Below are 13,415 nucleotides of genomic sequence, written 5' to 3'. Positions count from 1 at the left end.
CGTTCTTGAGCGATGCCGGTTTAGAAAAACTCGTCCAGCAAACGGTAATAGGCAATTTTCGTTTCGTCGATTGCCGGGCCGCCATAAATGTCGAGAAAAGGCTGTACCCATTCGTCGCCCAGATTGTAGCGAATGCTCCAGCAGGCTAGTGCAAGATCCTGATAGCGGTCTGCACGGCCGAGCCTGCCGCAGTCGATAAAGCCTGTGAATGCACATTCGCTGGCCATGAAATTTGGCAAGCAAGCATCGCCGTGAGTCACGACCACATCTTCCTGTGACGGTTTCAGGCGGCAAAGTTCGGTGAACAGGTCTTTGGCGCTGCGGCCTTCGCGCTCGTCATCGAAATCATCTTCATCGACGGCACCGGCTTCGACCCGCTTGCGCGCGTCTTCAATGCGACGGTCCAGCCGGTGGTCGAAGGGACAAGCGGCGGGATCGACGCTGTGCAGCGCCTTCAAGGCTTTCGCGAGAATGGAGACGATGCGGTCCGCCGGGAGAGTGCCGACAGATGAGGCGAGGTCCGATCCGGCAAGGCGCGTCATCAAAAGAAAGTGGCGGTCGGCCTGCGTCTCGTACGTAACGACCTTGGGGCAAGGCAATCCCTGCGTTGCGAGCCATTCGAGCCGGGCGCCTTCACCGGCAAGTTCGCTGACGGTACTTGCCGGTTCGATTTTCAGAACGAGCGGTTCATGTTCGTCATGATCGAGAAGCAGGACATTGGCGGTCGAGCGGCCAAGCTCATCCTGCTGGCTGCTATAACCGGTAAGCCGATGCAGCAGTGCATCGGGCAAATCGAGAGCAGCCAGAACAGGATCGGTCATATCACCTTACCGTATCAGGCCTTGTCGCGGACCTGATAGTCCTTGACGGTGGCAAAGCGAATATCCTTCCAGCGTTCGGCTTCGTAATTGAGAGAGAAGCCGTTCTGGGCAAGGAAGACCGGATCGTGATCGAGGTCGTGGGCGATATCGGCACGATGCGAGGCGATGAAACGGTCGAGTTCGGCCGGATCATCTGCCGTAATCCACCGGCAGACCGAGAAGCGCGACATTTCAAAGCCGACCGGCAGCGAATATTCCACTTTCAGGCGTTCGGTCAGAACGTCGATCTGAAGAGCGCCGACGACGCCGACAATGGCTGGAGAACCGTCATCAGGCACGAAGAGCTGTACGACGCCTTCTTCGGCCATCTGCTGCAGCGCTTCACGCAGCTTCTTGGCTTTCATGGCGTCGTCCAGACGCACGCGGCGCAGGATTTCCGGCGCGAAGTTCGGCACGCCACGGAACAGGATATCTTCACCCTCGGTCAGCGTGTCGCCGATGCGCAGCGTGCCGTGGTTCGGAATGCCGACCACGTCGCCCGCAAAGGCTTCGTCGGCAATCTGGCGCGAACGTGCGAAGAAGAATTGCGGCGCAGACAGGCTCATTGGCTTGCCGGTGCGCACCAGCTTTGCCTTCATGCCGCGCGACAGCTTGCCCGAGCAGACGCGCAGGAATGCGATGCGGTCGCGGTGGTTCGGGTCCATATTGGCCTGAATCTTGAACACGAAACCGGTCATCTTGTCTTCGGTGGAGCCAACCATGCGCGTGTCGGCCTGCTGGTCGCGGGGTGAGGGGCCGAAATCGCAGAAAGCTTCGATGAGGTCGCGCACGCCGTAATTCTTCAGCGCCGAACCGAAATAAACCGGCGTCATATGACCTTCGCGGAAGGAGGCGAGGTCGAACGGACGGCAGACGCCGCGTGCCAGTTCCACGCCTTCGAGCCATGCCTCGCGTTCGTTTTCAGGCAGCAGTGCGGCGGCTTCTTCCGGGCCGCTGACCTTGGTCGGCTGCTCTTCATTGTCCTGACGACGCATCGTGTCGTTATGCAGGTCGAAGGTGCCTGCAAAGCTCTTGCCTGAGCCGATAGGCCAGGTGATCGGGGCCGTGTCGAGCGCCAGCTTTTCTTCGATCTCGTCGAGGATCTCGAGCGGGTCGCGCGCTTCGCGGTCCATCTTGTTGACGAAAGTGACGATGGGAATATCGCGCATGCGGCAGACTTCGAACAGCTTCAGCGTGCGCGGCTCAATACCTTTGGCGGCGTCAATGACCATGACGGCGGAATCCACAGCAGTCAGCGTGCGGTAGGTGTCGTCTGCGAAGTCTTCGTGGCCCGGTGTATCGAGCAGGTTGAAGATGCAATCCTTGTATTCGAAGGTCATCACCGAGGTGACGACCGAGATGCCGCGGTCGCGTTCGATGTTCATCCAGTCCGAACGGGTCTGGATGCGGTCCTTCTTGGCCTTCACCTCACCGGCGAGCTGGATGGCGCCGCCGAACAGCAGCAGCTTTTCGGTCAGCGTGGTCTTACCGGCGTCCGGGTGCGCGATGATCGCGAATGTGCGGCGCTTGGAAACGGGATGGTCAGCGGGCATGAAGAAACTCGTGATGGCGAAACGTTGGGCTGCGCGTGAAAGCGCGCCGCGAAGATGTTGGGGAGCATCTAGCAGGACTTGGCCGAAAGGTCGAGTTCAAATGAAAAAGCGGCGCAGTGCGCGCCGCTTTGCCAGTGATCTGTGATGTTTATTGGCTCTTGATGCCAAGGCCGAAGGCAATAAAGGACCAGCCCTGGAAGATCAGGTCTATCGCCAGGAAAAGACCAAGAATGAACAGGCTGTTGACCGGCCATTGCATGGCGATGATGAGACCGAGCAGCATGGTGATGACACCGGCTGCGACGATCCAGCCCCAACCGGCGGACGGTTTCGATTTGAAGCCGAGCCAGATGCGGAAAGCGCCGGAGCCGAGAAGAGCTGCCGCCAGAAGGAAGGTCATCACGCCAGCCGCTAGCACCGGATTGATGAAGGCGACGATACCGGCTGCCGTGTAGAGCAGGCCGCTCAGGAGCCAGAAGAAGAAGCTGCCCCATGTTTTGACGCCGAAGGCGTGAATGATCTCGATGACGCCGCCAATCAGCATCATCAGGCCGACATAGTAGACCGAGACTACGGTGGCCAGAACGAGATTACCGAAGGCGATGCCTCCGAGGATCAGCAGTGCGACCCCAAGGGCGACGAACCACCCCCATTTGCTGGAAAGTTCCTTTGGAAAGGTCGGGCGGTCGAAATCATTATGAGCTGTTGCCATGAGACGTCCCTCAAATTGTCATGCCTCGGGAACAATATAAGGCATGTCCGGGATTTGACCAGCTTTTGTGCGAGGCGTGTGGGATCATAGTTGTCTACTCTGTTCGTTCGCTCGACCGCGCATTATATCTCTTTGCTATTGCAGTCGTTTTCCGCTTAAAGTTCATGTGATGTTCGATCTCGTTTCCCACTACTGGCCGCATATCCTGTTCGTTCTGTCGGGCGTTCTGGGCGCGATTGCCGCCATTCACGCGACGATGACGAAGGACGAGGTACGCACGGCCATCGGCTGGGTAGGCGTGATCGTGCTGTCGCCCATCGTCGGGGCGGTGGTCTATGCCATTGCGGGCGTGAACCGTATCCGGCGGTCGACGCTCACCCACCAGCGCGCCAATATGGGCAAGATCGCGCTCTATCACCTGTCGCATTTCGATACGACGAACGACCTCGTGCGCGCCGCCTTCGGACGCCAGTTCGGGGCGATGAAGATATTGGGCGATGCCGTCAGCCTCTATGATTTCACCAGCGGCAACAGCATCGAGATGCTGGAAACGGGGGACGAAGCTTACGCCGCAATGCTCGACGCGATAAGCAGAGCCGAGCGCAGCATCATGCTGGAAACCTATATTTTCGACCGGGACGCCATTGGCGAAAAATTTGCCGATGCTCTGGGTGATGCGGTCAAGCGCGGTGTGGAAGTGCGGGTGCTGGTCGACGCTGTTGGCGCGCGCTATTCCTTTCCGAGCATCGTGAAGCTTTTGAAGGACAAGGGTGTTGCCGTCGATGTGTTCAACGGCAACATCATCATCGGGTTGCGCCTGCCTTATGCGAACCTGCGCACCCACCGCAAAATTCTCATTGTTGACGGCAAGATCGCCTTTACCGGCGGCATGAATATCAGAGCGGGTTTCGTGCGTGCGATCGCGGGCAAAGCGGTTGCCTTCGATACGCATTTCAAGCTTGAAGGCCCGGCGATTGCCGATCTCTTCCATATTGCATCCGAAGATTGGCGCTTTGCGACCGGCGAACTTCTGACCGGCGAGGCATGGAAGATAGCGCCGCCGGAAAACCCGCCGGGAACGGGAACGCTGGTGCGTGTCGTCGGGTCAGGCCCCGACAAGAATGTGGAAACCAACCAGCGCATGATGATGGGCGCTTTCTCGATTGCCGAGCAGCATATTCTCATCATGACGCCTTATCTTCTGCCGGACCGTGAACTGATCAGCGCGCTGGTGACGGCGGCGCGGCGCGGCGTGTCAGTCGATATCGTCGTGCCGGGCGTCAACAATCTGAAGCTGGTGGATCGCGCCATGCGCGCGCAGTTCGACCAACTGTTGAAGGATGGTTGCCGCATCTGGCGGGCAGGCGGCGCTTTCAATCATTCGAAACTGATGACCATCGACGGTGCTTGGTCTTATGTCGGATCGTCCAATATTGATCCGCGCTCGCTGCGACTGAATTTCGAGGTCGATCTTGAAATTCTCGACCGCGACGTGGCGCGTCAGGTGGAAGAACGCATCGGCAAGGTGATCGAGGGTAGCCGCGAGGTCAATCTTGCGCGTCTCAAGAACAGGCCATTTCTGGAGCGTCTGCTGGACCGGATTATATGGCTGGGTTCGCCTTATCTCTGAGAATTATCCCGTCCTGCTCGTGAATATTTCCGGGCTGAATTCTTCCAGCAGGTTCGTTGCCGATTTGAGGTCAAGATGCGCCTTGATGGGCAGGTGATCGGATGCCAGGCGCGCCAGTGGCGTGTTGTGCACTTCAACCGATGTAACGAGATTGTGCGGTGCTCCGAGCACGCGATCCAGCGCAAAAACCGGGAACCGCGACGGGAAACTCGGGACTGCTGTGGCGACATGGTTGAATGTCGGCATGAGGGCAGCGAGTGACGAGCGCTTGCCGATGCGCCATTCGTTGAGGTCGCCGATCAGTAAGGTCGGCACCGTATCGGCTTCCTGCAAGGCAGTAAGAATGCTTTCGGCCTGCTGTTCGCGGGAGCGTTTCAGAAGGCCAAGATGCGCGGCGATCACGCGCAGGGGGCCTGCCGGAAACTGCAGGTCCGCAACCAGTGCACCGCGCGGTTCGACACCGGGAAGCTTGAGCTGCTGCACATTGCGCACCACACCTTCACGGAACAGAAGCACATTGCCGTGCCAGCCGTGGCCCTTGGGCATTGTTGCGGTGATGGGGACTGGAACGAGCCCATGGCGGCGCTCAAGCAGGCCGAGATCAAGCAGGCCGGAACGCTCGCCGAAACGCCTGTCGGCTTCCTGCAGGGCAATCACATCCGCGTCGATTTCACTGATGACTTCAGCCGTTCGCTGCGGGTTGAACTGTTTGTCGATACCGATGCATTTGTGGACATTGTAGGATGCAATGACGATATCACCGCCGGTAATATTGGCGTTGAGCGGCCTGAAACCCGGCCTGTTCCGGATAGCAGTCAGGATGGACTTCGATATCCGGTTTGGTTCTTTCTTTTTCAGCACCCGTTTTTCACCTGTCAGGTATTCTGTTCTGAAAGACTATGACTATGCCGGAGAAATGAACCGGCGATCAGTCTTTATATAGTCAGATTGTATCTCTGTTTGAATAGCAATTCCCTACACAATCAGGCGATCTCAATATCCGAACGCGGAGGATGTTGGCATAGTTCCCAACCTCATCTTGCAATGAAACGGATCAGCCTGTCAGTGAGGCCGGTATAGGGCGGCTTGATGAGGTCGCTCGGAGCCGGGGCATATTTGGTCAGGACGGGCATTGCCTTGGAAAAGGTCAGAAAACCGTCATGGCCATGATACTGGCCCATACCGCTTGCACCCACCCCGCCGAATGGCAGGCTGCTGCAGGCGAAATGGTAGAGCGTGTCGTTGACGCAGACGCCGCCCGCAACGATACGGCTGAGCATCATTTCAATTTCTGCAGTGTTATCGCTGAAGCAGTAAAGCGCCAGCGGGCGGTCAAGCTTGAGAACAAAGCCGATTGCATCGTCGAGCAGGCGATAGCTGACGATTGGCAGAAGCGGGCCGAAAATCTCCTCCCGCATGATCGTGCTGTCGGCGGCAGGTTCCAGCACGAGCGCAGGCGCCATTGATCGCGGCTGTTCGGAGCTTGCCGGAAGCTCAATGACGGCCTCGCTCCTGTTTGCGGCATCGGCCAAGAGTTCCGACAGTCGCGCTTCCTGAGCATCGTTGATGATCGTCGTGCGGTCTTTTTCCGCTGATGCGCTGCCGTAACGTGCCTGCATTTCGGCACGCAGAAGGTTCACGAATTCGTCGCGCTTGCTGTGATGGATCAGAACATAGTCAGGTGCGATGCAGGTCTGCCCCGCGTTGAAGAATTTTCCTGTCGCGATCGCTCGGGCGGCGCGTTTGAGATTGGCGTTTTCGCTGACGATGGCAGGTGACTTGCCGCCAAGCTCAAGCGTCACCGGGGTCAGGTTTGGTGCCGCCGCCGCCATGATCTTGCGCCCGACAGCTGTGGAGCCGGTGAAAAAGAGATGGTCGAATGGCAGTGATGCAAATTGCGCTGACAGGGAAGCATCGCCAAGCGCCACGGTAACACGATCCTCCGGGAACACATCGGCAAGCAGGCTTTGCAGGAATTCGGCTGTGCGCGGTGTGTGTTCGGACGGTTTCAGGAAAACGTGGTTTCCAGCTGCTATTGCCGCGACAAGCGGCGCCAAGGCCAGATTGACCGGATAATTCCACGGCGCGATGATCCCCACCACACCGAGCGGAACATAACGGATTTCGGCCTTGGCTGGCCACATTTTCCAGCCTGCCTTACGGCGTTTCGGTTTCATCCAGCGCTTGAGATTGTGCAGGGCATCATCGATTTCGGCAAAGACGACACTGGCTTCACCGAGCAGGGTTTCGTGCAGCGAGCGATTACCAAAATCCGCGCTGATGGCCTTCGCCATTTCATCCAGTCTTGCTTCGAGCCGCTCGCGCAGGCGCTTCAGGTCGTCCAGACGCTGCTGATAGGCCGGGCGGTCTTCAAGCCATGCGTGACGCAGGCGCTCGAATGAGAGCTGCAATGCCTGTTCTTCAGTCGCCATAGGCAAAATCCTCGGTCGAGCGGGCAAAGAGGAATTGCGCAGCATAATAGGTTGCAAGCACCCACAGACCGTTCAGCGGAATGTCGAGGCTGAAGCGTCCGTAAGCAAGCAGCGTGTCGCTTGCCATGAAGAAGAGGCCGCCTGCTGCCGCGAGCCATGCGGCATAGCGCTGTGGCATTTCCGGCTCGGTGCCGAGCGCGCGGCTCATCGCCTGCGCCGCCATGATGCCGAGCGCTGCGGCATAGATGACGACCGGGATTTTCATCGACGTCGGCAGCGACGACCAAAGGCCTGCTATGATGGCCAAGGCTGCGATGGCAAAAAGGACGAAAACGCCTTTATGCGCGGCAAAGCGCGTATGGCGGCAAAGCGCATAGATATAGGCGCAATGGGTGATGAGAAAGCAGATCAGGCCCGCCATGAAATAATCGCCGGGCAACATCAGGAAAAAGTCCCCGAGTGCTGCAAAAGCCAGGCCAAAGGCGACGGCAAAGCCATAGGATTTCGATTTGGGGCGTTCGGCGCAAAGGACGGCGGCGAGCAGCAGTAGGGTTGCGGTTGGCTTGGTCAGATAGTGCAGCCGGCGCCAGGCGGAATCCTCGCCATTATAGCTCATGAGACTGCCCGCAATGGCGCAGATCGCGCAGAACAGAAACAGGCCGTAGAGCGTTCTGTTTCTCCCGAATTCCAGCAAGCCTTTACGGCGCATATTCGCTCCCCGTTATTATATTTGTAAGCAAATGAATTAGAGCAAAGGACGTCGGATTGTGCCGCCAATTGCGAGATCAGCGCAATAGGCACAATTCATAGGGCTGTTGACAAAGCCTTACCGAAGGGGCGGGTTCTCTACTCCAATGGTTCGGGAAGCCCGGCTGGAATCAGGAAAGGTTCTTACGTCGCTCGATTTCTTCTTCCGATGGGTGGTCCATCGCAAAAGATCCGGTCTTGAGTTCGCCTGAACGCTGATAATTGGCAATGATGACGCCGCTGGGCGATGTGGTGGAGCTGACCAGCTTGAAGGCTGATGGCACGGATTGCCCGTCGAAGAGACGCTTACCTTTGCCAAGGACGACCGGATAGATCAACAGCCGCAACTCATCGACCAGATCGCTGGCAAGTAACTGATGGACCAGTTCGCTGCTGCCCGAGACTGACAGGTCAGGGCCTTCCGTGGCCTTGATGGCTCTCAGTGAGGCGATGATATCGTCGCCCAGCAGTTCACTGTTCTGCCAGTTCAGGCTTTCCGGCCTGTGCGTCGCGACATATTTCGTTACATCATTGAACATTTTGGCGATCTCGCCTTCGCCGGATACGAAGCCGGGGTCGTTGGGGTCTGTTACCTGATGCGGCCAGTGGGCAGCAAAAATATCGTAGGTGCGTCTGCCCAAAAGCAGGTCGAACGGCTTGGAAAAGCTTTCGCCCATGGCTTCGGCAACCACATCGTCCCAATAGGGCACTGTCCAGCCGCCATATTCGAATTGGCCGGTACGATCCTCCTCCGGCCCACCCGGCGCCTGCATCACGCCGTCGAGGCTCAGGAACGTTCCAACAATGATCCGTCGCATGATTTTCCTCCCAGAAAGCCCGCCACGCGGGGCCTACCTTACAAGGTAGGGGCGGATCAGGATAGATGCGGGCTGTCAGGAGGTATTTCTGCCGCCTTGCGTCTCTTGCGCTCTAGGAACGATGCCAGATCGTCGCTTTGTTTTTCTGCCAGCCGTTTCGGTGCAGCAGGGGTGAGTCGTCATCAGCCAGCGGCCAGCCGATGCACAGATAGAGGCTGAAGCGCCAGCTGGGCGGAGTCTTGAAAAGCGTTTCCATTGCATGTGGATCGAGAATGGAAACCATACCGACGCCAAGCCCGAACGATCTTGCCGCCAGATTGAGATTCTGGACCGCCATTGCCGTGCTGTGCTCCAGCGTAATGGCCATGGATTGTCTGCCGAGGCCTTGCCCTTCGACGGGCGCAGTCTCGGTAAAAATGGCAAGCTGCACTGGAGCAACGCTGATGCCTTCCAGTTTCAAATCGCGGTAATGCTCCGCGCGCGAGCCTTCATAGATTTGTGCGGCCGACCGGTTGGCTTCCAGAAAGTTGTCGTGCACCGCTGCGCGTATTGCAGCAGTTTCAACCGAAATCACGCGCCAGGGGCGGGCATTGCCGACGGAGGGAGCATAATCCATCGCTTCGCGCAAAGCATCGATGGTTCCGCCGTCTATGGCTCTATCGCTGAAGTGACGGACATCGCGCCGCCATTTCAGCAATTCGAAGAAAGCGTCGCGTTCGGAGGGAGAAAACTGCATCGACTGCCAAATCTGTTGGTCGGATTAACCGGCTTGAAGCTGATCCTGTCGGAACGACAATCCAGAAACAAAAAAGCCCGCTTGCGCGGGCTTTTTGGGGTGCTTCTGGACCTTGGTAGTGGTCCGAAGACTTGGAAATGGTGCCCAGAAGAGGACTCGAACCTCCACGCCCTTGCGAGCGCCAGCACCTGAAGCTGGTGCGTCTACCAATTCCGCCATCTGGGCGACGAGGACCCATCTAAGGGGTCGATCTGCCTCTGTCAATCGCGTTTTCGACATTCAGCCAGCTTTTTTTCAGCCAATGCTTTTTTCGCGTTGAAAAGAGGGACGGACGCGCTGACGCGCCCGACAAATTCACAGCCAAAGAGCTATCAGGCTTCGAGAATTTCCTTCGAAGCGACAGTCGAATCGGCATTGAGCCGGTAAACGACCGGAACACCGGTGTTGAGTTCCTGCTTGAGAATCTGTTCCGGTGTCAGACCATCGAGCGCCATGATCAGTGCGCGGAGCGAATTGCCGTGGGCTGCAACCAGAACGGTTTCGCCACGCAGCACGTGTGGCTGCACTGTGTGCAGATAGTACGGCCAAACGCGCGCGCCGGTATCCTTCAGGCTTTCGCCGCCCGGAGGCGGGACGTCGTAGGAACGGCGCCAGATATGGACCTGTTCCTCGCCCCACTTGGCGCGGGCATCATCCTTGTTGAGGCCGGACAGATCGCCATAGTCGCGCTCGTTCAGGGCCTGATCGCGGATCGTCTTGAGATCAGACTGATCGAGCTGGTCCAGAATGTGCTGGCAGGTCACCTGCGCACGCGACAGCGCAGACGTATAGGCGATGTCGAACTTCAGACCGGCAGCTTTCAGGCGCTGGCCTGCGGCCTTCGCCTCGGCATGGCCCTGTTCGGTCAGGCCCGGATCGCGCCATCCGGTGAAGAGGTTCTTGAGGTTCCACTCGCTTTGACCGTGGCGGACCAGGACGAGAGTACGAGACATATGCAACGCTCCGTTAGAGAGCGCATCCCGAAAAGTGTGAAGCGGTTTTCGGATAAGATGCGCGATAAGACAAAACTCTGGAGAGCTGATCTGAACAGGTCGGATCGGCGCTCCGGTGGAAACGATCAGTCGTTCAGCCCGAGAACATCGAGCATCGAATAGAGACCGGGCTTTTTGCCATGGGCCCAGAGTGCGGCCTTGATGGCACCGCGTGCAAACACCGACCGGTCTTCGGCATGATGGGAGAGAACGACGCGTTCACCGGGACCGGCCAGAATCACCGAATGGTCGCCGATGACCGAACCGCCGCGCAATGTTGCAAAGCCGATGGAGCCGGTTTCGCGCGGGCCTGTATAACCGTCACGCACGCGCACGCTGTTTTCCGCCAGTGCGATATCGCGTCCCCTGGCTGCCGCTTCGCCGAGAAGCAGCGCGGTGCCGGACGGTGCATCGACCTTGTGCTTGTGGTGCATCTCGAGAATTTCGATGTCGAAATCTGCAGGATCGAGCGCTTGCGCTGCTTTCTGCACCAGAACGGACAGAAGATTGACGCCGAGGCTCATATTGCCGGATTTGACGATGGTTGCATGGCGGGCGGCGGCGCGGATTTTCTCGTCGTCTTCGGCCGAGCAGCCCGTCGTGCCGATGACGTGCACGATGCGCGCTTGCGCAGCAAGCCCTGCAAATTCCATGCTTGCCGCAGGGCTTGTGAAATCGAGGACGCCCTGCGCCTTGGCAAAGACCGGCAACGGATCGTCGGTGATTGTCACGCCGAGCGGGCCAATGCCGGTGACTTCGCCCGCATCCCTGCCGAGAAGTGGAGAGCTGGAGCGTTCGATGGCACCGACCAGTTTCGCGCCTTCGATGGTCTGGATGGTCCGGATCAACGTCTGGCCCATGCGTCCGCCAGCGCCGACGACGACGAGGCCCACTTCGCTGTTCTGCGTTTCTCCGCTCATCGGGGTTCTCCTGTCCGCAATTCTTCTGCCGTTTTTTCGGTGATGATATCGCCGTTGCCGCTCTGCAATTGATAAAAGCGGGCATAGACGCCGTTCTGGATGCCGATCAGATCGTCGTGACGCCCTTCTTCCACCACACGACCAGCTTCCATCACCACGATGCGATTTGCATTGACCACCGTGGAAAGACGATGGGCGATCACGATTGTGGTGCGGTTCTGCATGATGCCTTCCAGCGCTTGCTGGACCCGCTTCTCCGATTCGTTGTCGAGGGCGGAAGTCGCTTCGTCGAGCAGGAGAACCGGCGCATTGCGCACGATGGCGCGAGCGATCGAGACGCGCTGGCGCTGGCCGCCAGAAAGCGTTACGCCGTTTTCGCCGACCGGCGTGTCGTAGCCCTGCGGCTGTTGCAGGATGAATTCATGCGCATGGGCAAGTTTCGCCGCCTCGATGATTTCCTCATCCGTCGCGTCCGGGCGGCCATAGCGGATATTGTCGGCAATGGTGCCTTCAAACAGATAGGGCTGCTGCGAGACATAGGCGATGGCATGGCGCAGCGACCGTTTCTTGACCTGTGCGATATCCTGTCCGTCGAACAGGATCTTGCCGCTGTCGAGATCGTAGAAGCGCTGGACAAGATTGATGAGCGTCGATTTGCCCGCGCCTGACGCGCCGACCACGGCAGTGGTTTCGCCCGCCTTGGCGACGAAGCTGACGCCGTGAAGCACCGGCGCGGTCTCGTTGTAGGAGAAATAGATATCCTCGAAGCGGATTTCGCCAGGACCGGCTTTCAGTTCCACGGCGTTTGGAAGATCGCGCTGGCGCGGCTCTATATCCAGCACTTCATAGATCATGCGCGCATTGACGAGCGCCTTTTCCAGCCCGACCTGAAGGCGGGCGAGGCGGCGAGCCGGATCATAGGCAAGCAGCATTGCGGTGATGAAAGCAAAGGTTGCGCCGGGCGGTTGTTGTTCGAGAATGGCGCGGTAGCCGCTATAGGCCAGCACGCCGGAGACGGCAAAACCTGCCAGCATTTCGGAAATGGGCGTCGTGCGCTCGGAGACCTTGGCGATCTTGTTGCTACGGCCTTCGGACTGGTCGATGAGCTTGCCGATCTTGGCGCGCAACTGGTCTTCCATCGTAAAGGCCTTGACGATGGCAATGCCCTGAATCGATTCCTGCATCGCGCCCAGCAGATGGGAATTGAGATGCACGAGATCACGGGTGACAGAGCGAATGCGGCGCGAAATATAGGCAACGGCGAGAATAAGCGGCGGTCCGATCAGGAAAATCGCAACGGACAGAACCGGATCCATGTAGAACATCATGCCGACGAGACCGACGAGCGAGATGAAATCGCGCGCGATCGACGAAATCGTCATGTTGAGCAGATCGCGAATGCCGGAAACGTTCTGATTGATCTGCGCTGCCAGATGACCGGAACGGGTGTCGTTATAGAAATCGAGACCGAGCTTCATCAGATGGTCGAAAATGCGCTTTTGGTAACGCGCGACCAGATTGTTGCCGATCTTGGCCAGTTCCACAGCCTGTATATAGCCGGAAATGCCACGCAATACGAAGATGGCCAGCAATGTGCCACAAATGACCCAGACCAGAGCGAGATTTTGCTCATAGAAGATCTTGTCGATCATCGGCTTCATCATATAGGCCAATGCGCCATTCGATCCGCCGACGATGAGCGATGCCAGAATGGCGATAATGTAGTTCTTTTTATATTCGCGGATGTTTTCCGACATCATGCGCCGGATTACGCGGGTTGCTTCGCCCGTATCGATCTTCTTGTTTTTCTTCTTAAATAGACTCACGTGCAAAAGCGCTTTTTGTCTCTTAGCCCTCCGGCAGGTCCGGCGGCTATCGTTGAAAAATACGACTTCCCATACGGAAACGCTGCACTGAAAAAGCCATCGGCAATTTCAGTGCAGCGTTTCTATAACGTTATCCGTGCGGCTTGACCA

12 protein-coding genes and 1 tRNA gene are annotated in these 13,415 nt (G+C 58.0%); 1 reads left to right on the top strand and 12 read right to left on the bottom strand.

What is annotated here, in order from left to right; all coding sequences use genetic code 11:
* Positions 1 to 20: 20 nt before the first annotated feature.
* The 3 genes from ABDF71_RS12220 to ABDF71_RS12210 form a co-directional block, all read right to left on the bottom strand.
* Complete coding sequence (locus ABDF71_RS12220; protein ID WP_010659386.1) at positions 21 to 821, bottom strand: APH(3')-II family aminoglycoside O-phosphotransferase; 801 nt, start codon at positions 819 to 821, stop codon at positions 21 to 23.
* Positions 822 to 835: 14 nt separating this feature from the next.
* Positions 836 to 2,413 (bottom strand): peptide chain release factor 3, encoded by a 1,578-nt coding sequence (locus tag ABDF71_RS12215; RefSeq protein WP_010659387.1) that lies wholly within the window; start codon positions 2,411 to 2,413, stop codon positions 836 to 838.
* A gap of 148 nt (positions 2,414 to 2,561) precedes the next feature.
* The gene (locus ABDF71_RS12210) at positions 2,562 to 3,125 is read right to left on the bottom strand and encodes an HdeD family acid-resistance protein (RefSeq protein WP_151615447.1); all 564 of its coding nucleotides are present in this window, start codon (positions 3,123 to 3,125) and stop codon (positions 2,562 to 2,564) included.
* Between the two features lie 169 nt (positions 3,126 to 3,294).
* On the opposite strand from ABDF71_RS12210, the gene cls reads away from it, so the two are divergent.
* Positions 3,295 to 4,755 (top strand): cardiolipin synthase, encoded by a 1,461-nt coding sequence (gene cls, locus ABDF71_RS12205; RefSeq protein WP_010659389.1) that lies wholly within the window; start codon positions 3,295 to 3,297, stop codon positions 4,753 to 4,755.
* 3 nt (positions 4,756 to 4,758) lie between these two features.
* On the opposite strand, the gene ABDF71_RS12200 is transcribed toward cls, so the two are convergent.
* From ABDF71_RS12200 to ABDF71_RS12160, 9 genes are all read right to left on the bottom strand, one after another.
* Positions 4,759 to 5,616 (bottom strand): endonuclease/exonuclease/phosphatase family protein, encoded by an 858-nt coding sequence (locus ABDF71_RS12200; RefSeq protein ID WP_010659390.1) that lies wholly within the window; start codon positions 5,614 to 5,616, stop codon positions 4,759 to 4,761.
* 173 nt (positions 5,617 to 5,789) lie between these two features.
* Positions 5,790 to 7,187: a coniferyl aldehyde dehydrogenase gene (locus tag ABDF71_RS12195; protein ID WP_151615446.1), complete on the bottom strand. Its 1,398-nt coding sequence runs from the start codon at positions 7,185 to 7,187 to the stop codon at positions 5,790 to 5,792.
* On the bottom strand, positions 7,177 to 7,896 hold the full coding sequence (locus tag ABDF71_RS12190) for a lysoplasmalogenase (RefSeq protein ID WP_500061595.1): 720 nt from the start codon (positions 7,894 to 7,896) through the stop codon (positions 7,177 to 7,179). Before ABDF71_RS12190 ends, ABDF71_RS12195 begins: the two co-directional genes overlap by 11 nt.
* Positions 7,897 to 8,065: 169 nt before the next feature.
* Entirely contained in the window at positions 8,066 to 8,752 is a 687-nt protein-coding gene (locus ABDF71_RS12185; RefSeq protein ID WP_151615444.1) for a dihydrofolate reductase family protein, read from the bottom strand.
* Between the two features lie 112 nt (positions 8,753 to 8,864).
* The gene (gene bluB / locus ABDF71_RS12180; protein ID WP_500061594.1) at positions 8,865 to 9,488 is read right to left on the bottom strand and encodes a 5,6-dimethylbenzimidazole synthase; all 624 of its coding nucleotides are present in this window, start codon (positions 9,486 to 9,488) and stop codon (positions 8,865 to 8,867) included.
* Positions 9,489 to 9,626: 138 nt separating this feature from the next.
* Positions 9,627 to 9,713 (bottom strand) — tRNA-Leu (locus ABDF71_RS12175).
* Between the two features lie 146 nt (positions 9,714 to 9,859).
* Positions 9,860 to 10,480, bottom strand: coding sequence for a 2,3-bisphosphoglycerate-dependent phosphoglycerate mutase (locus ABDF71_RS12170; RefSeq protein WP_433760662.1), 621 nt, complete (start codon positions 10,478 to 10,480; stop codon positions 9,860 to 9,862).
* A gap of 125 nt (positions 10,481 to 10,605) precedes the next feature.
* Complete coding sequence (gene dapB, locus ABDF71_RS12165) at positions 10,606 to 11,439, bottom strand: 4-hydroxy-tetrahydrodipicolinate reductase (protein ID WP_500061593.1); 834 nt, start codon at positions 11,437 to 11,439, stop codon at positions 10,606 to 10,608.
* Positions 11,436 to 13,265 (bottom strand): ABC transporter ATP-binding protein, encoded by a 1,830-nt coding sequence (locus ABDF71_RS12160; protein ID WP_029929357.1) that lies wholly within the window; start codon positions 13,263 to 13,265, stop codon positions 11,436 to 11,438. The genes dapB and ABDF71_RS12160 overlap by 4 nt, the downstream gene beginning before the upstream one ends.
* Between the last annotated feature and the right edge of the window lie 150 nt (positions 13,266 to 13,415).

Origin of the sequence: Ochrobactrum sp. WV_118_8 (assembly GCF_039631535.1) — a bacterium.
Classification (GTDB): Bacteria; Pseudomonadota; Alphaproteobacteria; order Rhizobiales; family Rhizobiaceae; genus Brucella; species Brucella anthropi.
This window is presented reverse-complemented; position numbering and strand designations above follow the sequence as displayed.